The following is a 22,582-nucleotide window of genomic DNA, read 5'->3' as shown; positions in this document are numbered from 1 at the left end:
GACAAAGCCTCACAAATTCGTGTAGTCGGCCATGGCTTCGCCCAGACGGATCGCGCGGGTGGGCGACCAGTCGGGGTTGAACGCCAGCGCGGGCGCCGGGAACAGCATGACGACGGTGGAGCCGAGCAAGAAACGGCCCATCTCGTCGCCCTTCTTGATGTCGATCTGCTGGTCGTTGTAGTTCCACTCGCGCAACTCGCCCACGCGCGGCGGATTGACCACGCCGTGCCACACGGTGGCCATGCTGCCGACGATGGTGGCGCCCACGAGCACCAGCACGAAGGGCCCGCGCGCCGATTCGAAGACGCACACCACGCGCTCGTTGCGCGCAAAGAGCCCCGGCACGCCGCGCGCGGTGGTGGGGTTCACCGAGAACAGGTCGCCGGGCACGTGGATCATGCGCACGAGGCGCCCGTCGCAGGGCATGTGGATGCGGTGGTAGTCCTTCGGGCTCAGGTAGAGCGTCGCGAAGCTGCCGTGCGCGAATTTCGCGGCCAGCGCTGCGTCGCCGCCGACCAGCGCGGTGGTCGTGTAGTTGTGGCCCTTGGCCTGGAAGATCTGGTCGCCCTCGATCGCGCCGAACTGGCTGATCGCGCCGTCCACGGGGCACACCAGGTCGGCCTGCGCGAGCGGGCGCATGCCGGGCTTGAGCGCGCGCGTGAAGAACTGGTTAAAGCTTTTGTAGTGCTCGATGTCCGACTCGAGCGCCTCGCCCATGTCCACGCCGTACTTGGCGACGAAGCGGCGAATGATCCATGTCGTGACGGCACCGCGTTCCTTCCCCGCGACCCAGCCGGCGAAATTGGTCAGGGCCTGCTTGGGGAACAGGTATTGGGGCAGAACTGCGGAGCGGTCGGACACGTTGGGGGAAGCCTCGAATGCGGATCGGAGGGGCATTCTATAAAGCGCCTCCCTCGCAGGGCGTAGGAGGCTTCCCTCGGTTTTGCGTTGGCGAGCGCCGGTCGGCGAACTACTCCGCCTTGATCCCCGCAGCCTTGATCACCTGCGCCCACTTCTCCACTTCGGCCTTCTGGAACGCCGCGATCTGCGCGGTCGACAGGTCGGTGGGCTCCATGCCGAAGCCCTTGAGCTTGTCCTGCATCTCGGGCGTCGCGAGGATCTTGCGGATCTCGGTGTGCAGACGATCGACAACCGGCGCCGGCGTGCCCGCGGGCACGAAGATCGCCTGCCACGACACCACCTCGAAATCCTTCAGCCCCTGCACGCCCGACTCGGCCACCGTCGGCACGTCGGGCATCGAGGCCAGGCGCTGGGCCGAGGTGACGGCGATGGCGCGCAGCTTGCCGCTCTGGATGTGCGGGCCCGCCACCACCGTGGTGTCGAACATCATGTCGACCTGGCCGCCGATCGCGTCCTGGATCGCCGGGCCGCTGCCCTTGTACGGGATGTGCGTGAACTTCACGCCCGACTTGAAGGCCAGCAACTCCAGCGCCAGGTGCTGCGAGGTGCCCGTGCCGGCCGAGGCCGACGAGAGCCCGCCCGGCTTGGCCTTGCTCGCATCGAGCACGTCCTTCAACGTCTTGTACGGGCTCGCCTGGTTCACCACCAGCACCACCGGGTTGGTGCCGATCAGCGTGACCGGCGCGAACGATTTCTGCGGGTCGTAGCCGATCTTGGGATACAGGCTCACGTTGATCGCATGCGAGCTGATCGTGCCGCCCACCAGCGTGAAGCCATCGGGCGCCGCGCGCGCGCCGACCTCCGAGCCCACGCTGCCGCCGGCGCCGCCCTTGTTGTCGATGATCACGCTGGTGCCCAGCACGGTGCCCAGCTTCTGGCCGATCAGCCGGCCCAGCACGTCGGTGGTGCCGCCCGCGGGAAAGGGCACGAGGTAGGTGATGGCCTTGCCCGTCGGCCAGGTGTTGCTGCTCTGCGCGAACGCGGGCAGGGCCGTTGCAAGCGAGGAGGCGATCGAGGTGGCGAGGGCGCCTCGGATCAGTGTGCGGCGTTGCATGTCTCTGGTCTCCGAGGGCCGGGTCATGGCTTGATGTTGAGCTTGGTGATCAGCTGCTTGAAGTACACGTTGTCCTTGGCCAGCGTCTCCTTGAACACGGCGCCGTCGGTGTAGACGTAGCCCAGGTTCTGCTTGTCCATCACCTCGTGCATGAGCGGCTCGGCGGCCGTCTTGGCGGTGATCTCGCGCAGCTTGGCCATCACTTCGGGCGGCGTGTTCTTCGGCGCGCCGATGCCGCGCCAGGTGCCGATCGACAGGTCGATGCCGCGCTCCTTGGCGGTGGGCACCTTCTCGAAGCCCTTCACGCGCTTGTCGGCCATCACCATCAGCACCTTGAGCTTGCCGCCCTGCACGTGCGTCGTCACTTCGGCCGGGCTCACCGCCACGGCTTCGATGTGGCCGCCCAGGAGCGCGAGCACCGCGGGCGCCGCGCCCTGGAACGGGATGTGGCCGAACTTGGTGCCGGTCTTGTCTTCCAGCGCGGCGGCCGCAAGGTGCCAGATCGAGCCGTTGCCCGAGTTGCCCACGCGGATGCCTTCGGGCGATTTCTTCGCGGCGGCAAGGAACTCCTCGATGGTGTTCCACGGCGCATCGGCCTTCACGGTGATCGCGGCCGGGTCGGCGTTGAGCTGCGCGATCGGCTGGAAGTCGTCGTAGTTGAACTTGGCCAGGCCCAGGTGCGGCAGCGTGAGCAGCTCGACCGTGAGCACCGCGAGCTTGTAGCCGTCGGGCTTGGCGTTGATCACCTCGGTCCAGCCGATGGCGCCGCCCGCGCCGGGGCGGTTGACGATCACGATGCTCTGCGAGATGTGCTTGCGGCTGGCTTCCGAGAAAGCGCGCGCGAGGCCGTCGGTGCCGCCGCCCGGCTGGTAGGGCACCAGCAGCTCGATCGAGCGGTTCGGGAAGTCGTTGGCCGCCTGCGCCGCGGCCGTCGAGGCGAGGCCGAGCGAGAGGGTGGCCGTGGCCGAGAGGGCCGCGAGGCCGCGAATGAGTGTGCTTCTTTTCATGATGTCTCTTGTCTCCGTTGTTGATCCGATCCACGAACGACCCCGCAGCGAGGGCCGTCTCTCCAAAAAAATGTCAGGGCATGTACTGCCCGCCATTCACCTCGATGACCTGGCCCGTCACATAGCCCGAGAGCTGCTCCGACGCCAGGTAAAGAAACGCACCGACGCATTCCTCGGGCTCGCCGATGCGCCCCATCGGAATGCTCGCCCTGAAGTTCTCCAGCATCGCGGGCGTCGAGAAGCGGTCCTGGAAGGGCGTCTGGATCACGCCCGGCGCCACCGCGTTGACGCGGATGCGGTCGCCCACCAGTTCCTTGGCGAGGCCGTGCGTGGCCGTGCTCACGAAGCCCTTGGAGCCCGCGTACAGGTACGCGGCCGGCCCGCCGCCGGTGCGCGCCGCGACCGAGGTCACGTTGATGATGTTGCCCCCGCCCTGCGTGCGCATCAGGGGAACCACCTCCCGGCAGAACGCGAGCACCGAGCGCGCGTTGATGTGCATCACCTCGTCGAACAGCGCGTCGTCGAACTCGGCAATGGGCACGCGCTTGACCAGGCTGCCCGCGTTGTTCACCAGCACGTCGATGCGGCCGAACTCCGCCTGGGTCTGCTTCACGCAGTCGCGGATCGCGCCGGTGTCGCGCACGTCGGCCTTCACCGCGAACGCGGTGCCGCCGGCGGCGCGGATCGTCGCGACGACCTGGCTGGCCGCGTCGGCCGAGCTGTTGTAGTGCACCGCCACGCGCATGCCGCGCGCGGCGAAGGCGATGGCCACCGCCGCACCGATGCCGGTGCTGGCACCGGTGACGAGCGCGGTCTTGTCCTTGAGGTCTTCCATGAGGGGTTCCGTTGATGAAATCGAAAGAAGGTCAGCGCGGTGCGATGGACGCCACGCTGGGCGAGCGGTACTTCAGCACCCACTTGATGGTGAGCGGCGTGCTGAAGCTGAAGGCCGGCGCGCTGCAGCGGATGCTGGTCTTGAGCGCGCCGGTGGGCGTGTTGTAGTCCGCGTTGGCGCTCACGTCGACCGGTGCGCAGTCCTGCAGGCCTTCGACCTCGAAGCCCTGCACGTCGCCGTTGGCGTAGCTGAATTTGTTGTTGCCCAGCGCGGTCACGCCGTCCGAATACGAGCCGAATTCCATCTCGACCTTGCCGATGTCCAGCGTGCCCGCGGGCGTGTAGGTATCGACGCGGGTGATCCGGCCCGGCTCGAAGGTGTAGGCCGTCGAGGAGGTGATGCGCGCGTCCTTGAACGGATTGCCGCCGCTGCCGGTGCCGGCCACGCGGTCCATCGCGTCCTGTTCGTAGTTCACCACCAGCACCTGGCCCGCGTCGAGCACCTTCAGGTTCTTCTGGTAGGACGCCGGAATCAGCACCTGCGGCGTGCCCGCATTCACGAAAGTGAATTGCGGCTGCAGCTGCGGCCAGCGCGTATCGGCCACGCCCGAGAGCATGTTGTACGAGTAGGGCACCGCGAAGTACGGGTTGGTGCGGTGGTAGGTGGCCGCGCCGTTCACCACCGGCAGGCTGATCACGCGCAGGCCGTCGCGGTAGGTGACCAGGCCCCGGTCGTAGGTGGCGGGCTGGCCGTCGAAGCCGGCGAATTTGGTGAGCGTCGCGCGCGGCAGCTTGTCCAGGTAGGCCAGGAAGGTCTGCGTCGACACCGGCGGCTTCTGCGCATAGCCCGCGCTCTTCCAGAGGTTGTTGGTGTAGATGAGCTGGTGCGACAGGCTCAGGTTCTCGCCCAGGATGCGCGCGATGCCGCGGTAGCTGTCCACGCGCCGGCCCTTGTTCCACATGTTGAGCGAACCGGCCTCGGCGTCGTACCAGAACTCCACGTACTTGGCCGTGATGCGCGTGGCGAAGGCGTAGGCGATGTCTTTCTCTTCGGCGGTGAGCACGTTCTCGTGCTCGGCCGCCGAGAGCACTTCGGCGAAGGCCGTGTCCGCGTAGCCCGCGAGGCTGCGGCCGAAGTCCACGCCGTTGCCGGCCGGGTTGAGCCTGGCCTTGATCACGTCCACCGACTGGCGCAGCCACCCCTTGAGCGAGGCTTCGTCCTCGGGCGAGACCGTCATGCCCGTCTCGATCAGGCGCTGCATGATCTCGCCGATCAAGAGGATGCTGTAGCGGTCGAAGCGCCCGCTGCCATCGGTCTCGTCGGAGAAGCCGAAGGCCGAGAAGGTCTTGTAGTGGTTGATCATCTTCTGCAGCAGCGCCTCGCTGGCCTCGGGGCCTTCCCAGCCCATGAGGTAGCGCAGGCGCGCGATGCTGAAGGCCACGCCGTAGTAGTTGGTGGGCAGGTTGATCAGCGAATAGTCGGCCGGGTTGACGAAGGCGCGCCAGTCCAGCCTGGTCTTGAGCTTGTCCAGCGTGCCCGCGCTGATCGCGGGGCTCGCGCCGTCCAGGAGGCCCGCCTTCTTGAGCTTCCACAGGGCCGACATGTAGTAGTAGATGCCCCAGCTGTCGTTGGTCGAATCGATGGTGATGTCCGCGATCTCGCGGTAGCCGTCCAGGTAGGTCTGGTACTTCGGGTCCGAGGGCGGGGTGTTCAGCAGCAGGTACGAGAAACCGATGGCGACCTTGCCCGGAAGAAACTTGTCGCCGCTCGTGGGCGCGAACACTTCCTGTCCCTGGATCACGGTCTTGATGCCCTGCGCGCGCACCTGCTCGAACAAGCGGTCGATGGTGGGCAGCAGGTTGTCTCGCACGATGTCGTCCATCGGCTTGTTCGACAGCTTGGGCTGGGCGGCGAGCACTTCGGGGTCCACGGGCGTCTCGGCCGGGGGCGCCGGCGGCGGAGCCGGTGGATTGACCGCGATCGGCGGAAAGAACGTGCCACCGTTGTCGCTCCCACCGCCGCATGCGGTGAGCAGGGCGGCGCCCGCGATCAGGCTCAATACCAGCTTGGGTTTCTGCATCCTCTATCTCCTTCTGTTGTAGAAAAAAACCAGGCCCGGCTCCTCCGCCGTGCCATCCGGATCAGGTTGCCGCCGTCACCCCCTCCTCAGGTCACGGGTGCGGGGTTGAAGAGCACGAGCGCGTTGTGCAGCTTCCAGTGCTCCGCCCAGGTCTTCTTCCTGCCGCTGGCCACCTCGAGCATCAGCCGGAACAGCTCCCAGCCCACGTCCTCGATGGTGGCGTCGCCATCGGCGATGCAGCCCGCGTTCACGTCCATCAGGTCGTGCCAGCGGCGCGCGAGGTCGCTGCGCGTGGCGACCTTGATGACCGGCACTTCGGCCAGGCCGTAGGGCGTGCCGCGGCCGGTCGTGAAGATGTGCAGGTTGATGCCGGCGGCCAGCTGCAGCGTGCCGCAGATGAAATCGCTGGCCGGCGTGGCGGCGTAGATCAGGCCCTTCTGTTTCGCCTTTTCGCCCGGCGAGAGCACGCCAGAGATCGGCGCCGAGCCCGACTTCACGATCGAGCCCATCGCCTTCTCCACGATGTTCGAGAGCCCGCCCTTCTTGTTGCCCGGCGTGGTGTTGGCGCTGCGGTCCACGCGCCCCTTCTGCAGGTAGGCGTCGTACCAGGCCATCTCGCGGATCATGGCCTCGGCCACCTCGGGCGAGGACGCGCGCGAGGTGAGCTGGTCGATGCCGTCGCGCACCTCGGTGGTTTCCGAGAACATCACGGTGGCGCCCGCGCGCACCAGGAGGTCGGTGGCAAAGCCCACCGCCGGGTTCGCGGTGACGCCGGAAAAAGCATCGCTGCCGCCGCACTGCACGCCCACCACCAGTTCGCTCGCGGGCACGGTCTCGCGCCGGCGTGCGTTCAGCCGCGCGAGGTGCACCTCGGCCTGGCGCATGACCGAATCGATCATCGACATGAAGCCGACATGCGCGTCGTCCTGCAGGCACACCACGTCGAGCGCCGCATCGGCCGCACCGGATGCGGCGCCTTCGCCGCGCTGGTCCGCAATCGGAATGGTGCCGGGCGGCAGCAGGCGCTCGGGCTGCAGCTTCTCGCAGCCCAGGCTCACCACCATCACCTCGCCGCCGAAGTTGGGGTTCAGGCTGATGTTGCGCAGCGTGCGGATCGGGATGATCGCGTCGGGCGCGTCGATGGCGACGCCGCAGCCGTAGCTGTGCGCCAGCGCCACCACGTCGTCGACGTTCGGAAATTTCGGCAGCAGTTCTGCCTTGATGCGCTGCACCGCGAATTCGGTGACGCCGGCCACGCACTGCACGGTCTGCGTGATGGCCAGGATGTTGCGCGAGCCCACCGAGCCGTCCGCGTTGCGGTAGCCCTCGAAGGTGTAGCCCTCCAGCGGCGGCATGGCCGGCGGCTTCACGGTCGCGAGGGGCAGGCCTTCCAGCTCGGGTGCCGTGGGCATGCGCATCACGCGCTCGTGCACCCAGCTGCCGCGCGCGAGTGCCTTCTGCGCGTAGCCGATCACCACGTTGTAGCGAACGATGGCATCGCCCTCGGCCAGGTCGACGAGCGCGACCTTGTGGCCTTGCGGCACGTTGTCCACCAGCACGAGGCCGTCGGCGAACGTGGCGCCCGTCTTCAGGCCGCCATCGTTCGCGACGATGGCGACGTTGTCGGCCGCGTGGATGCGGATGCAGAGCGGGGGGCGGGTGTTCGTCTCGGCCATCGTGGGGCCCTTTCCTTTTTGCTTCTTGCTTCTTTGCTTACTTCACGACCATGAAGAGGCCGGGCAGCCAGGTCGAGAACGCGGGCACGAAGGTGACCACGCCGAGCGCGAAGATCAACGCGCCGTAGAACGGCCAGATCGTCTTCATCACCGTGCCCACCGAGACGCCGCCGATCGCGCAGCCCACGAATTGCGTGGTGCCCACCGGCGGCGTGTTCAGGCCGAGCGCGCAGTTGATCAGCATCACCACGCCGAACTGCACCGAGCTCATGCCGTAGTGCTGCGCGATCGGCAGGAAGATCGGCGTGCACAGGAGGATCGTCGCGGCCATGTCCAGGAAGGTGCCCAGAACGAACAGGATGATGTTGATGAGCAGGAAGATCATCCACGGCGTGGTGGTCACCTGCGACAGCATCTGGCCCGTGAGTTCGGCCACGCCGTAGAGGCTGATGAGGTAGCCGAAGGTGCTGGAGATGCCGATCAAAAGCAGGATCACCCCGGTGGTGCGCACCGCCTTCGATGCGGCCTTGATGAAGTGCTCCCACTTCAGCGTGCGGTACACGAAGATCGTGAGCCCCAGCGCATAGAGCACAGCCACCGCCGCCGATTCGGTCGCCGTGAAGATGCCCGACAGGATGCCGCCGAGGATCAGCACCACGATGAAGAGGCCCGGCAGCGCCGCCGCGAACGAACGCGCCACGATGTCCCAGCCCGGGAACTTGCCGGCCGGGTAGCCGCGCTTCACGGCCACCAGGTAGGCGGCCGCGAGGTTGCTGAGGGTGAGCACGGCCGCCGGCAGCAGCGCCGCCAGGATGAGCGCCGCGATCGACACCTTGCCGCCTGCCGCGAGCGAATAGATGATCAGGTTGTGGCTGGTCGGCATCAGCGCGCCGACCAGTGCCGCGTGGGTCGTCACGTTGACCGCGTAGTCGGCGTGATAGCCCTCCTTCTTCATCATCGGGATCATCACGGCGCCCATGGCCGAGACGTCCGCCACGGGCGAGCCCGAGACGCCGCCAAAGAGCGTGCAGGCCACCACGTTCGACATGCCCAGGCCCCCGCGCACATGGCCCACCAGGTTGCGCGCGAAGTTGACGATGCGGTCGGCGATGCCGCCGTAGAGCATCAGCTCGCCGGCGAAGATGAAGAACGGAATCGCCAGGAACGAGAAGATGCCCATGCCCGAGGTCATCTGCTGGAAGCCCACCGCGAGCGGCAGGCCTTCATACAGCAGCGTGGCCAGGGCCGACAGGCCGATCGAGAAAGCGACCGGCACGCCCAGCAGCAGGAAGGCCGTGAACGAGAGGCAAAGAATGAGGAGAGGGATCGTCATGGTGGCTCAGGCCCAGGCAGGTTCGACTTCGCGGCCTTGTGCCAGCGCGATGATGTGTTCGATGGAGAACATCACGATGAGGACGCCGGCCACCGAGGCGGGCACGTATTTCCAGCCCTCGGAAATCCAGAGCGTGGGCAGGCGGTAGTCCCACACCGATTCGGCGAGCGAGGCGCAGTTCCAGGCCATGGCCAGGCCGAACAGCAGGATGAGCGCGTGGATCAGGTATTCCATCTTCAGGCGCAGCCAGTCGGGCGCGAGCACGAGGAACGATTCCAGGCCGATGTGGCCCGCATCGCGCACGCCGACCGCCACGCCGAACATCGTGACGTAGATCACCAGCAGCAGGGCGAGGCTTTCAGCCCAGGTCGGCGTGTTGTTGAGCACGTAGCGGCCGAACACCTGCCAGCTCACGGCGCAGATCACTGCGACGAGACCGAGGATGCCCAACCACATGCAGGCACGGGCGAGGGTGCGGCAAAGTTTGGTGTACATGAGAGTTCTTCTTTGTCTTTCTCCCTCCCCTTCCGGGGGAGGGCAGGGGTGGGGGCAAGCGGCGTCTCTGTGCCAGCGCCGTCGTGCCCCCATCCCGACCTTCCCCCAGCGGGGGAAGGAGCCAATTCAACCGACCGACTTGCTTACTTCGTGTCCTGCACGCGCTTGACCAGGTCTTTCAGCTTCGCGTCGGTGATGAACTTGTCGTACACCGGCTTCATCGCGGCCTGGAACGGGGCCTTGTCGACTTCGATGATCTCGGCGCCGCCGGCCTTCACGATGGCGAGCGACTTGATCTCGCGCTCTTCCCATTGCTTGCGCATGTAGGGCACCGACTCCTTGGCGGCCTGGCGGATCCAGCCTTGTTCCTCGGTGGAGAGCTTGTCCCACGCGCGCTTGGAGAACAGCAGCATCTCGGGCGCCATCGAGTGCTCGGTCTTGCTGTAGTACTTGGCCACTTCGAAGGCGCGGGCGCTTTCATACGTGGGGTAGTTGTTCTCGGCGGCGTCGATCAGGCCGGTCTTCAGGCCCGTGTAGACCTCGCCCATGGGCATCGGCGTGGCGTTGGCGCCCATGGCCTCGAGCATCGACACCCACAGGTCGGACTGCTGCACGCGGACCTTCAGGCCCTTCATGTCGGCGAACGTGCGCACCGGCTTCTTGGCCGTGAACATCGAGCGCGCGCCGCTGTCGTAGTAGGCCAGGCCGATGAAGCCCTGCTTCTCGCACGACTTGAGGATCTCCTCGCCGATCGGGCCGTCCAGCACCTTGTGCAGGTGATCGACCGAACGGAACAGGAAGGGCATGGTCGGCACCTGCGTCTCGGCGCAGATGTTGTTCATGGGCGCGATGTTCACGCGCACCATCTGCAGCGCGCCGATCTTGGTCTGCTCGATGGTGTCCTTCTCGCTGCCCAGCGAGCTGTTGTTGAACACCTTGATGGTGTGCTTGCCACCCGACAGCGCCTTGAGCCGTTCGCTCATGAACTTGACTGCCGTCACGGTCGGGTAGTCGTCGGGGTGGATGTCGGCCGAGCGGAACTCGGTGGCACTGGCAGCCAGGGTGGACAGCGCGGCTGCGGCGCCGACGGCCAGTGTGATCAGGGTCTTGTGGAATTTCATTTGTCTCTTCCTCTGCTTGGTGGTTGTCGAAAACTTGAAAAGAAAAGCTCAGCCGCCGAAGACCGGCTCGGGCATGCCCGCCACGTCGGGCCACAGCGCAAACACGCCACCGGCCAGCGGCTGGTCCGAGAGATCGATGCCGCCGGGGCGGATCGAGGTGACGAACAGCATGTCGAGCCCTGCGCCGCCGAAGGCGCACATCGCGGGCTTCTTCACCGGCACTTCGAGCGAGCGGTCCAGGCGGCCGTCGGGCGTGAAGCGGTGCACCAGGCCCGCGTCGTTGCCGCAGATCCAGTAGCAGCCATCGACGTCGATCGCCGCGCCGTCGGGGCGGCCGGGCAGGGGCTTCATGTCCACGAACAGGCGCCGGTTGCTGGGCGTGCCGGTGTCGGTGTCGTAGTCGAAGGCCCAGATCGCCTGCACGCTCGGGTGCGAATCCGAGAGGTACATCGTGCGGCCGTCGGGGCTGAAGGCCAGGCCGTTGGGCACGATGAGATCGTCGAGTTGCAGGGTGGCGGTGTCGCTGTCTTTGCCGTAGCTGTACAGGCGGCCCACGCGCGCGCCCGCGGCCATGTCCAGCAGCATCGTTCCGGCCCAGAAGCGGCCCTGGCGGTCGCAGCGGCCGTCGTTGAAGCGCATGGCCGGTGCCGCGTGCTCGACGTGCGCGAGCGACGTGGCCGCCAGCGTGCCGTCGGCCTGCGGTTGCAGCGAGAAGAGGCCGCTCTCCATGCCCGCGATCCAGGCGCCGGGCGCATCGGCGCGCGGCGCGATGCAGGCGATCATTTCATCCGCATGCCACTGCGCGTGGCCTTCGCTCGCATGCCAGCGGTTCAGCGCGCGCGCGGGAATGTCCACCCAGTACAGCGCCTGCTCCGCGGCATGCCACACCGGGCTTTCGCCGGTGCCGTTGCGTGCGTCGAGAACGAGCTCAGCCTGCATCGCCGAAAGGTCCTTGCGCGGTGAACGCGCCGCCCTGGTAGATGGCGTTGGGGTCGGTCGGCGCAACGGGCGGCTGCGCCTCGACCTTGTCGCGGAACACCTCCGAGCTGTCCTGCGGCGCGAAGCCCAGGTGTGCGGCGGCGCTGTTGTCCCACCACACGTCGCGGTTGTCCGACATGCCGTAGACGATGGTGTGCTTCACGTCGGGCGTGAAGAGCGACTTCTCGATCAGCGTGGTCAGGTCGCGGTAGCTCAGCCACGTGCTCATCATCCGGCGGTTGAGCGGCTCGGGGAACGACGAGCCGATGCGGATGCTCACCGTCTCGATGCCCCAGCGGTCGAAGTAGAACTGCGCCATGTCCTCGCCGAAGGACTTCGAGAGGCCGTAGTACCCGTCGGGCCGGCGTGCCGCGTGCGCATCGATGTGCTCGGTCTGCTTGTAGAAGCCGATCACGTGGTTGGAGCTGGCGAACACCACGCGCTTGATACCGTGGCGGCGCGCCGCTTCGTAGACGTTGAAGATGCCCTTGATGTTGGCTTCGAGAATCTCCTCGAACGGCCGCTCGACCGACACGCCGCCCAGGTGCACGATCGCGTCGCAGCCTTCCAGCAGCGCATGCACCGCGGCCTTGTCCGACAGGTCGCAAGGCACCACCTCTTCGCTCGCATCGGCGGCCGGGGCCAGCGATGCGATGTCCGAGAGGCGCAGCACGTTCGCACAGGGCTTGAGCCGCTCGCGCAGCACCTTGCCCAGGCCCCCGGCCGCGCCGGTCAAGAGCAGCCGGTTGAGTTTCTTGTTCGAAGCTTCCATCGTCACTCGTCCATTCACAGTTTGGTGATGCGTTCCGGCAGGTCGCGGCCGTGGTATTTCTTGTAGATGGCGTTCAACTTGCCGTTCTTCTGGTTCGTCACGACCCAGGCGTTGACCCATTCCTTGAGCTTGGGCTGTTCCTTGTTGAAGGCGATGCCCAGGTCGAAGTCCTTCTGCGAGAACTTCAGCTCCAGGTTCTTCGCGGGCGCCTGCTTGATCATTTCGCTCAGGTTCGAGGGCGTGCTGGAGAACAGGTCGATCTGGCCCGTGACCATCGAGGTGATGAGCGTGGCATCGTCTTCGTAGCGCACGATCTCGGCGCCCTTGGCCTGCTGCGTGGTGAGCGTGTCGTTCACGGTGGCGCGCGTCAGGCCGATGCGCTTGCCGTTCAGGTCGGCGTAGTCGGCCACCTTGATGCTCTTGGGGCCGCCCACGATGATGCTGATGACGGCGTAGGGCGTGGAGAAGTCCACCACCTTTTCGCGCTCGGGCGTGATCGACAGGTCGGCAATCACCAGGTCGGCGCGTTGCGCCTGCAGCGTGGGCACGCGGGCGGCGTTGGTGATCGAGACGATCTCCAGCTTCACGCCCAGGTCCTTGGCCAGCTGCGTGGCGGTGTCCACGTCGGAGCCGGTGGGCTGCAGGTTGGCGTCGGCAAAGCTGAAGAGCGGCGTGCCCATCGCGATGGCCACGCGCACCTTGCCGGCCTTCTTGATGTCGTCCAGCTGGTCGGCGAGGGCGGCCTGCGCAACGCCGGCCACGAGGGCCAGCGCGATGCATGTGCGGGTGAAGGTGGTGCCGAGTTTCATGGATATCTCCTGGTGTAAGTTGGTATGGGAGTAACGAGAAAAGACCCGGGCTGCCTGCTTACAGCCCGTTGTTCAGGAAGGCATGCAGCTCCGGCGTCTTGGGCGCGTCGAGCATTTCGCCGGGGCCGGTTTCCCACACGGTGCCCTGGTGCATGTAGATGATCCGGTCGGCCACGCGCTTGGCGAAGGCCATCTCGTGCGTCACCAGCAGCATGGTCATGCCGCCGGCCGCGAGGTCTTCCATCACGCGCAGCACTTCGCCGGTCAATTGCGGGTCGAGCGCGGAGGTGACCTCGTCGAACAGCATGACCTTGGGCGACATCGCGAGCGAGCGCGCAATGGCCACGCGCTGCTGCTGGCCGCCGGAGAGTTGCTCGGGGTAGGCGTCGGCCTTGGCCTTGAGGCCCACCTGGTCGAGCACGCGGATCGCCACGTCGGCCGCTTCGCCGCGCGACTGCTTCTTCACGTGGCGCAGCGCCAGCATGATGTTCTCCTGCACCGTGAGGTGGGGGAACAGGTTGTAGCTCTGGAACACGATGCCCACTTCGAGCCGCAGTTGCTTCAGGTCGACGTTGGGGCTGTCCACGCGGATGCCGCAGACCTCGATGGTGCCCTTGTCGATCACTTCGAGCCGGTCGATGCAGCGCAGCGCGGTGCTCTTGCCCGAGCCGCTGGCGCCGATGATCGCGATCATCTCGCCCTTGGCGACTTCGAAGGACACGCCCTTCAGGACCTGGTTGGCTCCGAAGCTTTTGTAGACGTGATCGAGCTTAACGATTGGCGACATTGAGTTTCTTCTCCATCGCTTCGCTCCAACGCGACAGCGGATAGCACAAGGCGAAATAGAAAGCACCGACCAGGAAGAAGACCAGGAAGGGCTGGAAGATAGTGTTGTTGATGATCTGGCCGGCGCGCGTGAGCTCCACGAAGCCGATCACCGAAGCGAGCGAAGTCATCTTGATGATTTGCACCAGGAAGCCGACCGTGGGCGGCAGCGACAGGCGCACGGCCTGCGGAATGATCACCAGGCGCAGCGTCTGCCAGCGCGAGAACGCCAGGCACTCGGAGGCTTCCCACTGCGGCTTGGGCATCGCCTCGATGCAGCCTCGCCAGATGTCGCCGAGGTAGGCGCTCACGTAGATCATCATCGCCAGGCCGGCCGCCACCAGCGAGGGCAGCGAGAGGCCGTACACCGAGAGCCCGAAGTACACGATGAACAGCAGGATCAGCAGCGGAATGCCCTGGATGCATTCGATGTAGATCACCGCGAACCAACGCAGCCAGGCGCGCGGCGAGATGCGCGCGAGCATCAGCCCGAAGCCGCCGATGGCGCCCAGCACGAAGGCCAGGGCCGAGAGCAGCAGCGTCCAGCCGATCGACTGCACCAGGTACATGAGGTGCGTGAAGGTGAAGTGGCCAAGGCTCATGCCGCGCCCCCGTGGATCGCGACGGCGGCTGCCGACGCTGCGGGCTGCACCTTGCCTGCCTGCGCGGCCGCGCGGCGCACCACGCGGCGGCGGCGGAACAGGTATTCGCCGAGCGCCCAGGTCACCAGCTTGATGAACAGCGACAGCACCAGGTACAGCGCCGCGACCACGATGTAGGTCTCCAGCGAGCGGAAGGTGTCCGACTGCACGGTGTTGGCAATGGCCGTGAGCTCTTCGGCCGAGATCTGCGAGGCCATCGCCGAGGCCTGCATCATCAACAGGAACTGGCTCGTGAGGGCGGGGTACACCTTCTCGATGGACGGCTGCAGCATCACGTGCCAGCCGATGCGCCACTTCGACAGGCCCAGGCATTCGGCCGCCTCGATCTGCCCCTTGGGCACCGACTCGAGGCCGGCGCGGATGATCTCCGCGGCGTAGGCCGCGATGTTGATCACCATCGCCAGCACCGCGGCAGCGAAGGTCGGCATGCGCACGCCGAAGCTCGCCAGGCCGAAGTACAGGAGGAAGATCTGCACCAGGAAGGGCGTGTTGCGCACGATCTCGATGTAGACCGTGCAGGCACGGGCCAGGGGCTTGATCTTGCTGCGCTTGGCGAACGCGACCAGTGTTCCGACGCAAACGCCAACAACGACCGCCAAAGCGGTCATCTTGAGCGTGAGCCATGCGCCGTTGATGAAAACGGGCCAGTACGATGCCAGCGGGGCGAAGTCGAGGGAATACTTCATGTGAGTGCCGAAGAGACCGCAAATGCCCTCAAGAGGCTTGCGAAGCGGCTTCAGGAGATGTCAGAGTGATAAGTTATCGGTTGTCGTACAACTAATTGGAGATTATCATCGTGGCCATGGTTCAGACGACTGCGGGTAATCCCTTGGAAGTAGATGCGCCGGCAGAAACGGCTTCTGCCGGAGGCCCCGCGGCCTTCGTGGGGCGGCCGCGCCAGCGTTCCCGCGGCCTGGCGCACGGGCTGGTCGAAGACCTGGGCGAGAAGATCCGCAGCCAGTCGCTGCGCCCGGGCGACAAGCTCCCCACCGAGTCGGCCATCATGCAGGCCTACGGCGTGAGCCGCACGGTGGTGCGCGAGGCGCTCTCCAAGCTGCAGGCCGGCGGGCTGGTCGAGACGCTGCACGGCGTGGGCACCTTCGTGCTGCAGCCGCGGGCGGGTGGGGTGTTTCGCCTCGATCCCGGCGAAATCGCCGCCTCGGTCGACGTGCTCGCGGTGCTGGAGCTGCGCATCAGCCTGGAGACCGAATCCGCGGGCCTGGCCGCAAGCCGCCGCACCGAAGAGCAGCTGGTTGCGATGCGCCAGGCGCTGGACGACTTCGAGCACAACGTGACGATCGCCGGCGACACCGTGGCGCCCGATTTCCGCTTTCACCTGCAGATCGCGCAGTCGACCGGCAACCCGTATTTCGCCGACATCATGCGGCATCTGGGCACCACGATCATTCCGCGCACGCGCATCAGCGCCATCCGCATCCAGGACGGCGGCGCTTACCTCAGCCGCGTCAACCGCGAGCACGAAGAGATCTATGCGGCCATCGCGCGCCGCGATCCCGAATCGGCGCGCGCCGCCATGCGCATCCACCTGACCAACAGCCGCGAGCGCCTGCGGATGGCGCAGGAAGCCGCGCAGAAGGCGAAGGCCGATGCAGCAGGCGCGCCGGGCAAGACGGCCGCCGCCGCTTCGTCCGACAACTCCCCCTCGCGCTGAATTTTTTGGGTCCAAGTCTGGACAAGTTGTTTTTCTAGTTGTACGATGACTGATAACTCGCTCGGGCAGCCGGGCGAAGCCATGAGGCACATCGAATAACTGGAGGCATCCGCATGACCATCAACCGACGCGGCGCACTCGGCGCCGCCCTGGCCACGACCCTGGCCGCCAGCTTGCCGGTACGCGCATTCGCGCAAAGCGGTGGCGCAAACTGGCCGTCCAAGCCGATCAAGATCATCGTTCCGTACCCGCCGGGCGGCTCGTCCGACATCATTGCGCGCTCCATCAGCCAGCCGCTGTCCGAAGCGCTGGGGCAGTCGGTCATCATCGACAACCGCGCGGGCGCCAACGGCAACCTGGGCGCCGATCTCCTGGCCAAGGCGCCGGCCGACGGCTACACGCTGATGCTGTGCGACCTGGGCGCGCTGGCCATCAGCCCGTCGCTGTACCCCAAGCTGCCGTTCGATCCGTCCAAGGACCTGCGCAGCGTGGGCATGCTGGCCTACTCGCCCCACCTCCTGGTGGTGCACCCCTCGGTGCAGGCGAGCACGCTCAAGGAACTGGTCGAGCTCTCGAAGAAAAGCGATCTCAACTTCGCCGTCACCGCCAGCGGCAGCACCGCGCACCTGGCCGGCATCGAGCTGCAGCGCAAGGTCGGCGCCAAGTGGGAATACGTGCCCTACAAGGGCGGCGTGCAGGCCGTGCTGGACACCGTCTCGGGCCAGACCCAGGTGCTGATGAACGGCATGCTGGCCACCTACCCGCAGGTGCAGGCCGGCAAGCTCAAGCTGATCGCCGTGTCCAAGGCCACGCGCATGCCGCTGATCGGCAGCGTGCCGACCATCGCGGAGCAGGGCGCGCCCGGCTACGAGTCGGGCACCTGGCAGGGCGTGGTCGCCGGACGCGGCGTGCCCGATGCGGTGATCGCGCGCCTGAACCGCGAACTGACCCGAATCATCCGCACCCCCGACATCCGCGCGCGCCTGGCAGGCCAGGGCGCCGAGGTCGTGACCATGACCGCGCCCGAGCAGGACCAATTCTTCGCCAAGGAGCGCGCGCGCTGGGCGCAAGTGATCAAAGAGGCCAGCGTCAAGCTCGACTAGTCATGTTCGCCCCCCGGCTTTTCACTCGCTTCGCTCCGTGTAGTTCGCCACCCCCCAAGGGGGAGGCGCGGCTCGCCTTGGGGCGGCCCGGCGGCGGCCGCCTTCCCGCTCTCTGAATTCTTTTCCCCTTATCTATTTCTTGGAATTCCCGATGAACCCGCAAGAACTCAAGACCATCATGGGCTCCGGCCTGCTCTCGTTCCCGTTGACCGACTTCGACAGCAACGGCGACTTCAACAAGAAGGGCTACATCGAGCGTCTCGAATGGCTGGCGCCCTACGGCGCGAGCGCGCTGTTCGCCGCGGGCGGCACCGGCGAGTTCTTCTCGCTGACCGGCGACGAGTACCCCGGCATCATCCAGACCGCCGTGGACACCTGCCGCGGCAAGGTGCCCATCATTGCCGGCGCCGGCGGCCCGACGCGCTTTGCCATCCAGTGCGCGCAAGCCGCCGAGAAGGCCGGCGCGCACGGCATCCTGCTGCTGCCGCACTACCTCACCGAGGCCGGCCAGGAAGGCCTGGCCGCGCACGTGGAAGCCGTGTGCAAGAGCGTGAAGTTCGGCGTGATCGTCTACAACCGCGCGTCGAGCCGCCTGAAGCCCGACACGCTCGCCGGCCTGGCCGAACGCAACCCGAACCTGGTCGGCTTCAAGGACGGCGTGGGCGACATCGAGGCGATGGTCGCGATCTACCAGAAGATGGGCGACCGCTTCGCGTATCTCGGCGGCCTGCCGACCGCCGAGGTCTACGCCGCGGCCTACAAGGCCATGGGCACGCCGGTGTATTCGTCGGCCGTCTTCAACTTCATCCCCAAGACGGCGATGGACTTCTATCACGCGGTGGCCAACGACGACCTCGCCACGCAGCACCGCCTGCTGAAGAACTTCTTCATGCCCTACCTGGACCTGCGCAACCGCACGCCGGGCTACGCCGTGAGCATCGTGAAGGCCGGCGCCAAGATCGTCGGCCACGACGCGGGCCCGGTGCGCGCACCGCTCACCGACCTCAAGCCTGCCGAAATGGAAGAGCTCAGGGCGCTGATCGCCACGCTCGGCCCGCAGTAAGCGCCGCGCCTTTTCTCGCAGTCGACAAGCATCAACATAACAACGGAGTCAACGACATGCTCATCAAGAAACTCTTCCTCATCGCCGCTTCGGCCGCCGTGTTCTCGGGCTGTGCGATGGTGCCCGCCGGCGGCGGCGCGTCGGACCAGCCCGCGGTGGCCGCGGCCGCCGAGCGCCTGCGCATCGCGATGATCGACCCGACGGCCGCTGCCCTGGGCGCCCTCGTGGCCGACGACCTGAGCTACGGCCACTCGGGCGGCAAGGTCGACACCAAGGCCAGCTTCATCAGCGACCTGCTCGATGGCAAGTCGGACTTCGTGACCCTCACGATCACCGAGCAGACCATCAAGGTGGTCGATGCCAACACCGCCATCGTGCGCCACTCGCTCGCGGCCGACACCAACGATTCGGGCAAGCCCGGCAAGGTCGCGCTGAAGATCCTGGGCGTCTGGCAGAAGCAGGGCGGCAACTGGAAGCTGCTCGCGCGCCAGGCCGTTCGCGTCAACCCCTGATCTGGAGCACGGATGCACAGACGAGCGCTTCTTGCGGCGGGCCTCGTGCTCGCCGCCTCCGCGATGCTGCCTTTGCACGCCTGGGCGCAAGCCGACGCATGGCCGCAGCAGAAACCCGTGACCATCATCGTGCCGTTTCCCGCCGGCGGTTCCACCGACATGGTGGCGCGCGCACTGGCGCTGCAACTGCAGACCAAGCTGGGCGGCAGCTTCGTCGTGGACAACCGCCCCGGCGCCACGGGCACCATCGGCACCGGCTTCGTCAAGCGTGCGGCGCCTGACGGCTACACGCTGCTGGTGTCGTCGCTCGGGGCCTTCGTCGTCACGCCGCACCTGCAGAAGAGCGTGCCCTACGACGCCACCAAGGACTTCGACTACATCAGCGTGCCCGTGCAGGCGCCCAACGTGCTCGTCGCCAATGTCGCGCGCCCCGAGCACACGGTGGCCGACGTGCTCGCGCTCTTGCGCAAGACGCCGGGCAAGGTCTCGTTCGCGAGCTCGGGCAACGGCTCTTCGGACCATCTGTCGGCCGAACTCTTCTGGCAGCAGACCAAGACCGAAGGCGTGCATGTGCCCTACAAGGGCGGTGCGCCCGCGGTGAACGACCTGCTGGGCAACCAGGTCGACTTCTCGTTCCAGAACGTGAACGCCGTGCTGCCGCACATCCGCGCGGGCAAGCTGCGCGCGATTGCCGTCAGCGGCGACAAGCGCTCGCCCGTGCTGCCCGACGTGCCCACGCTGGCCGAGGCCGGCGTGAAGGGGGCCGAGGTCTATTCGTGGCAAGGCGTGGCCGCGCCGAAGGGCCTGCCGCCTGCCCTGAAGAAGAAGCTGAGCGACGCGGTGATCGCGGCGATGCAGGACCCCGAGACGAAGAAGCGCATGCTCGACCAGGGCCTGGAAATCGTCGCCAGCACGCCCGAAGACTTCACCGCCTTCCAGTTGCGCGAATGGACGCGATGGAAGACATTGATCGACACCCGCCACATCACCGCAGACTGAATGGTCCTCCCCCAGGCTTCGCGCACTTCGTGTCGCAACGCCACCCCCCTCGCCGGGGGCGACACCAGCGGCCCGGCAAAGCCGGTTCCGCGGTGTTCCCCGAAGGGACCGGCGCAGTTTTGGATTGATTAGAGAGATGACACTTCCAGATTCCACTTCTCCCATCTCCGGCGCGCCCGTCGTCACCGGGATGCGCGTGGTGCCCGTCGCGGGCCACGACAGCATGCTCATGAACCTGAGCGGCGCGCACGGCCCGTTCTTCACGCGCAACCTCTTGATCCTGACCGACAGCGCCGGCCACACCGGCGTGGGCGAAGTGCCGGGCGGCGAGAAGATCCGCCAGACGCTCGAAGACGCGCGCGACCTCATCGTGGGCCAGCCCATCGGCCGCCACAACGCGGTGCTCAACAGCCTGCGCAGCGCCTTCGCCGGCCGCGACAGCGGCGGGCGCGGCCAGCAGACCTTCGACCTGCGCGTGACCATCCATGCGGTCACGGCCGTGGAGGCCGCGCTGCTCGACCTGCTGGGCCAGTTCCTCGAAGTGCCCGTGGCCGCATTGCTGGGCGAAGGCCAGCAGCGCGATGCGGTGCAGATGCTCGGGTACCTCTTCTACGTGGGCGACCGCAAGAAGACCGACCTGGCCTACGAGACCGACCCCGGCGCCGACAACGACTGGTTTCGCCTGCGCCACGAAGAGGCGATGACCCCCGAAGCCATCGTGCGCCTGGCCGAGGCCACGCATGCGCGCTACGGCTTCACCGACTTCAAGTTGAAGGGCGGCGTGCTGCGCGGCGAGGAAGAAGTCGAGGCGATCCGCGCGCTGCACGAGCGCTTTCCGAAGGCGCGCGTCACGCTCGACCCCAACGGCGGCTGGCTGCTGGCCGATGCGATCCGCCTGTGCCGCGACCTGCACGGCGTGATGGCCTATGCCGAAGACCCGTGCGGCGCCGAAGGCGTGTTCTCGGGCCGCGAGGTGATGGCTGAATTTCGCCGCGCCACGGGCCTGCCCACCGCCACCAACATGGTCGCCACCGACTGGCGCGAGATGGTGCACAGCCTCTCGCTGCAGTCGGTCGACATTCCGCTGGCCGATCCGCACTTCTGGACCATGCAGGGCTCGGTGCGCGTCGCGCAGCTGTGCCAGGCGTGGGGTCTCACCTGGGGCTCGCATTCGAACAATCACTTCGACGTGTCGCTCGCGATGTTCACGCACGTGGCCGCTGCCGCACCCGGCAAGGTCACGGCCATCGACACGCACTGGATCTGGCAGGACGGCCAGCGCCTGACGAAGGCGCCGCTGCAGATCGAAGAGGGCTTCGTGAAGGTGCCGGCGCGCGGCGGCCTGGGCATCGAGCTCGACATGGCCGAGGTCGAGAAGGCGCACCAGCTGTACCTGAAGCACGGCCTGGGCGCGCGCAACGACGCGCAGGCGATGCAATACCTGATCCCCAACTGGACCTTCGACAACAAGCGGCCCTGCATGGTCCGCTGAGCGCCCGGCGCCCTTGTGCGCCAACGGTTGAGACACCCAAGGAGACTGCATGATGAACAACACCATGGATCGCCGCCGCCTGCTCCAGGCGGCTGCCGGCTCGGCACTCGGCGCAGTGGCCGCAGCTGCCGGCGCGCAATCGTTCCCCTACAAGCCGCAGCAGCGCTACCCCGACCCGGCAGTGCTGATCCTCGACCCGAGCTTCGCCAAGTACCGCCTCTACAGCAGCACGCTGGAGCAGGTCGGCACGGGCATGCGCTGGGCCGAAGGCCCGGTGTACCTGCCGCGCGAGGGCTACCTGGTGTGCAGCGACATCCCGAACAACCGGTTGATGCGCTACGAGGAAAAGACCGGTGAGTTCAAGGTCCACAAGTCGAACGTGAACCACTGCAACGGCAACACGCGCGACCGCCAGGGGCGCCTGGTGAGCTGCGAGCATTCGCTGACGCGGCGCGTGGTGCGCACCGAGCACGACGGGCGCATGACCGTGCTGGCCGACCGCTTCCAGGGCAAGCGGCTGAATTCGCCGAACGATGTGGTGGTGAAGTCGGACGACACCGTCTGGTTCACCGATCCGCTCTTCGGCATCTCGGGCACCTGGGAGGGTGAGCGGGCCGCGCCCGAGCAGGCGACGACCAACGTGTACCGCCTCACGCCCGACGGCCAGCTTTCGGCGGTGATCACCGACCTGGTCAACCCCAATGGCCTGGCCTTCTCGCCGGACGAGAAGAAGCTCTACGTCATCGAATGGAAGGGCACGCCCAACCGCAGCCTCTGGAGCTACGACGTGGCGGCCGACGGCAGCGTGTCGAACAAGGCCAAGCTGATCGACGGCGCCGGCGCGGCCGCGCTCGACGGCTTTCGCGTCGACCGCGACGGCAACCTCTGGATGGGCTGGGGCTGGAACGGCGCGCTGGCCTCAGAGCCCACCGATGCCGGCAACGGCATGAAGGTCTATCAGCCGCAGGCGAAGTCCGAAGACCTGGATGGCGTCAAGATCTTCAACGCGCTGGGCAAACCCATCGGTTTCATCCGCCTGCCCGAACGCTGCGCCAACCTCACGTTCGGCGGCCCCAAGAACAATCGCCTCTACATGGCGGCCAGCCATTCGCTGTACGCCCTCTACGTGGAGTCCGAAGGCGCCACCTAGCCTTTGGGCTTTTCAAACCTCAT

The 22,582-nt window shown here is 66.7% G+C and carries 22 protein-coding genes; 7 read left to right on the top strand and 15 right to left on the bottom strand.

The window, feature by feature from the left end; translation table 11 throughout:
- Nucleotides 1–9 precede the first annotated feature (9 nt).
- From asd to BM133_RS13445, 15 genes are all read right to left on the bottom strand, one after another.
- The gene (asd, locus tag BM133_RS13515; RefSeq protein WP_093434359.1) at nucleotides 10–861 is read right to left on the bottom strand and encodes an archaetidylserine decarboxylase; all 852 of its coding nucleotides are present in this window, start codon (nucleotides 859–861) and stop codon (nucleotides 10–12) included.
- A gap of 109 nt (nucleotides 862–970) precedes the next feature.
- The gene (locus BM133_RS13510; protein WP_093434358.1) at nucleotides 971–1,975 is read right to left on the bottom strand and encodes a Bug family tripartite tricarboxylate transporter substrate binding protein; all 1,005 of its coding nucleotides are present in this window, start codon (nucleotides 1,973–1,975) and stop codon (nucleotides 971–973) included.
- A 23-nt stretch (nucleotides 1,976–1,998) separates the two neighbouring features.
- Nucleotides 1,999–2,982, bottom strand: a complete 984-nt coding sequence (locus BM133_RS13505; protein WP_093434356.1) for a tripartite tricarboxylate transporter substrate binding protein — start codon at nucleotides 2,980–2,982, stop codon at nucleotides 1,999–2,001.
- Between the two features lie 73 nt (nucleotides 2,983–3,055).
- Entirely contained in the window at nucleotides 3,056–3,817 is a 762-nt protein-coding gene (locus BM133_RS13500; RefSeq protein ID WP_093434355.1) for an SDR family NAD(P)-dependent oxidoreductase, read from the bottom strand.
- 31 nt (nucleotides 3,818–3,848) lie between these two features.
- On the bottom strand, nucleotides 3,849–5,897 hold the full coding sequence (locus BM133_RS13495; RefSeq protein ID WP_093434353.1) for a hypothetical protein: 2,049 nt from the start codon (nucleotides 5,895–5,897) through the stop codon (nucleotides 3,849–3,851).
- 86 nt (nucleotides 5,898–5,983) lie between these two features.
- Nucleotides 5,984–7,573 carry a galactarate dehydratase gene (garD, locus tag BM133_RS13490; RefSeq protein ID WP_093434352.1) on the bottom strand — a complete coding sequence of 530 codons (1,590 nt, stop codon included), beginning with the start codon at nucleotides 7,571–7,573 and terminating at the stop codon, nucleotides 5,984–5,986.
- Between the two features lie 37 nt (nucleotides 7,574–7,610).
- On the bottom strand, nucleotides 7,611–8,906 hold the full coding sequence (locus tag BM133_RS13485; RefSeq protein ID WP_093434350.1) for a TRAP transporter large permease: 1,296 nt from the start codon (nucleotides 8,904–8,906) through the stop codon (nucleotides 7,611–7,613).
- A gap of 6 nt (nucleotides 8,907–8,912) precedes the next feature.
- Nucleotides 8,913–9,401 carry a TRAP transporter small permease gene (locus BM133_RS13480; RefSeq protein ID WP_093434349.1) on the bottom strand — a complete coding sequence of 163 codons (489 nt, stop codon included), beginning with the start codon at nucleotides 9,399–9,401 and terminating at the stop codon, nucleotides 8,913–8,915.
- A gap of 143 nt (nucleotides 9,402–9,544) precedes the next feature.
- On the bottom strand, nucleotides 9,545–10,522 hold the full coding sequence (locus BM133_RS13475) for a TRAP transporter substrate-binding protein (protein WP_093434347.1): 978 nt from the start codon (nucleotides 10,520–10,522) through the stop codon (nucleotides 9,545–9,547).
- A gap of 48 nt (nucleotides 10,523–10,570) precedes the next feature.
- Nucleotides 10,571–11,461, bottom strand: coding sequence for an SMP-30/gluconolactonase/LRE family protein (locus tag BM133_RS13470; RefSeq protein ID WP_093434346.1), 891 nt, complete (start codon nucleotides 11,459–11,461; stop codon nucleotides 10,571–10,573).
- A complete protein-coding gene (locus BM133_RS13465; protein WP_093434344.1) occupies nucleotides 11,451–12,272 on the bottom strand; it encodes an NAD-dependent epimerase/dehydratase family protein in 822 nt (273 codons plus the stop codon). The genes BM133_RS13470 and BM133_RS13465 overlap by 11 nt, the downstream gene beginning before the upstream one ends.
- Nucleotides 12,273–12,286: 14 nt before the next feature.
- Nucleotides 12,287–13,081 (bottom strand): transporter substrate-binding domain-containing protein, encoded by a 795-nt coding sequence (locus BM133_RS13460; RefSeq protein WP_093434343.1) that lies wholly within the window; start codon nucleotides 13,079–13,081, stop codon nucleotides 12,287–12,289.
- A gap of 58 nt (nucleotides 13,082–13,139) precedes the next feature.
- The gene (locus tag BM133_RS13455; protein WP_093434341.1) at nucleotides 13,140–13,868 is read right to left on the bottom strand and encodes an amino acid ABC transporter ATP-binding protein; all 729 of its coding nucleotides are present in this window, start codon (nucleotides 13,866–13,868) and stop codon (nucleotides 13,140–13,142) included.
- Nucleotides 13,852–14,508 carry an amino acid ABC transporter permease gene (locus BM133_RS13450; RefSeq protein ID WP_093434340.1) on the bottom strand — a complete coding sequence of 219 codons (657 nt, stop codon included), beginning with the start codon at nucleotides 14,506–14,508 and terminating at the stop codon, nucleotides 13,852–13,854. Before BM133_RS13450 ends, BM133_RS13455 begins: the two co-directional genes overlap by 17 nt.
- A complete protein-coding gene (locus tag BM133_RS13445; protein WP_093434338.1) occupies nucleotides 14,505–15,254 on the bottom strand; it encodes an amino acid ABC transporter permease in 750 nt (249 codons plus the stop codon). The genes BM133_RS13450 and BM133_RS13445 overlap by 4 nt, the downstream gene beginning before the upstream one ends.
- Nucleotides 15,255–15,370: 116 nt before the next feature.
- Here BM133_RS13445 and BM133_RS13440 point away from each other — a divergent pair, with 116 nt between their 5' ends.
- The 7 genes from BM133_RS13440 (at nucleotide 15,371) to BM133_RS13410 (ending at nucleotide 22,559) form a co-directional block, all read left to right on the top strand.
- Nucleotides 15,371–16,240, top strand: a complete 870-nt coding sequence (locus BM133_RS13440; protein WP_093435316.1) for a FadR/GntR family transcriptional regulator — start codon at nucleotides 15,371–15,373, stop codon at nucleotides 16,238–16,240.
- 113 nt (nucleotides 16,241–16,353) lie between these two features.
- Nucleotides 16,354–17,343, top strand: coding sequence for a Bug family tripartite tricarboxylate transporter substrate binding protein (locus BM133_RS13435; protein WP_093434337.1), 990 nt, complete (start codon nucleotides 16,354–16,356; stop codon nucleotides 17,341–17,343).
- 151 nt (nucleotides 17,344–17,494) lie between these two features.
- Nucleotides 17,495–18,406 (top strand): 5-dehydro-4-deoxyglucarate dehydratase, encoded by a 912-nt coding sequence (kdgD, locus tag BM133_RS13430; RefSeq protein ID WP_093434335.1) that lies wholly within the window; start codon nucleotides 17,495–17,497, stop codon nucleotides 18,404–18,406.
- A gap of 56 nt (nucleotides 18,407–18,462) precedes the next feature.
- Nucleotides 18,463–18,918, top strand: coding sequence for a nuclear transport factor 2 family protein (locus BM133_RS13425; RefSeq protein WP_093434333.1), 456 nt, complete (start codon nucleotides 18,463–18,465; stop codon nucleotides 18,916–18,918).
- Nucleotides 18,919–18,930: 12 nt separating this feature from the next.
- A complete protein-coding gene (locus BM133_RS13420) occupies nucleotides 18,931–19,917 on the top strand; it encodes a Bug family tripartite tricarboxylate transporter substrate binding protein (protein ID WP_093434331.1) in 987 nt (328 codons plus the stop codon).
- Between the two features lie 136 nt (nucleotides 19,918–20,053).
- Nucleotides 20,054–21,409 (top strand): glucarate dehydratase, encoded by a 1,356-nt coding sequence (gene gudD, locus BM133_RS13415; RefSeq protein ID WP_093434329.1) that lies wholly within the window; start codon nucleotides 20,054–20,056, stop codon nucleotides 21,407–21,409.
- 52 nt (nucleotides 21,410–21,461) lie between these two features.
- Entirely contained in the window at nucleotides 21,462–22,559 is a 1,098-nt protein-coding gene (locus BM133_RS13410) for an SMP-30/gluconolactonase/LRE family protein (protein ID WP_093435314.1), read from the top strand.
- Nucleotides 22,560–22,582: the final 23 nt, after the last annotated feature.

Origin of the sequence: Variovorax sp. 770b2, assembly GCF_900115685.1 — a bacterium.
Taxonomy (GTDB): Bacteria; Pseudomonadota; Gammaproteobacteria; order Burkholderiales; family Burkholderiaceae_C; genus Variovorax.
Note: the sequence above shows the minus strand (reverse complement) of the source record. Positions and strands in the feature narration are given on the sequence as shown.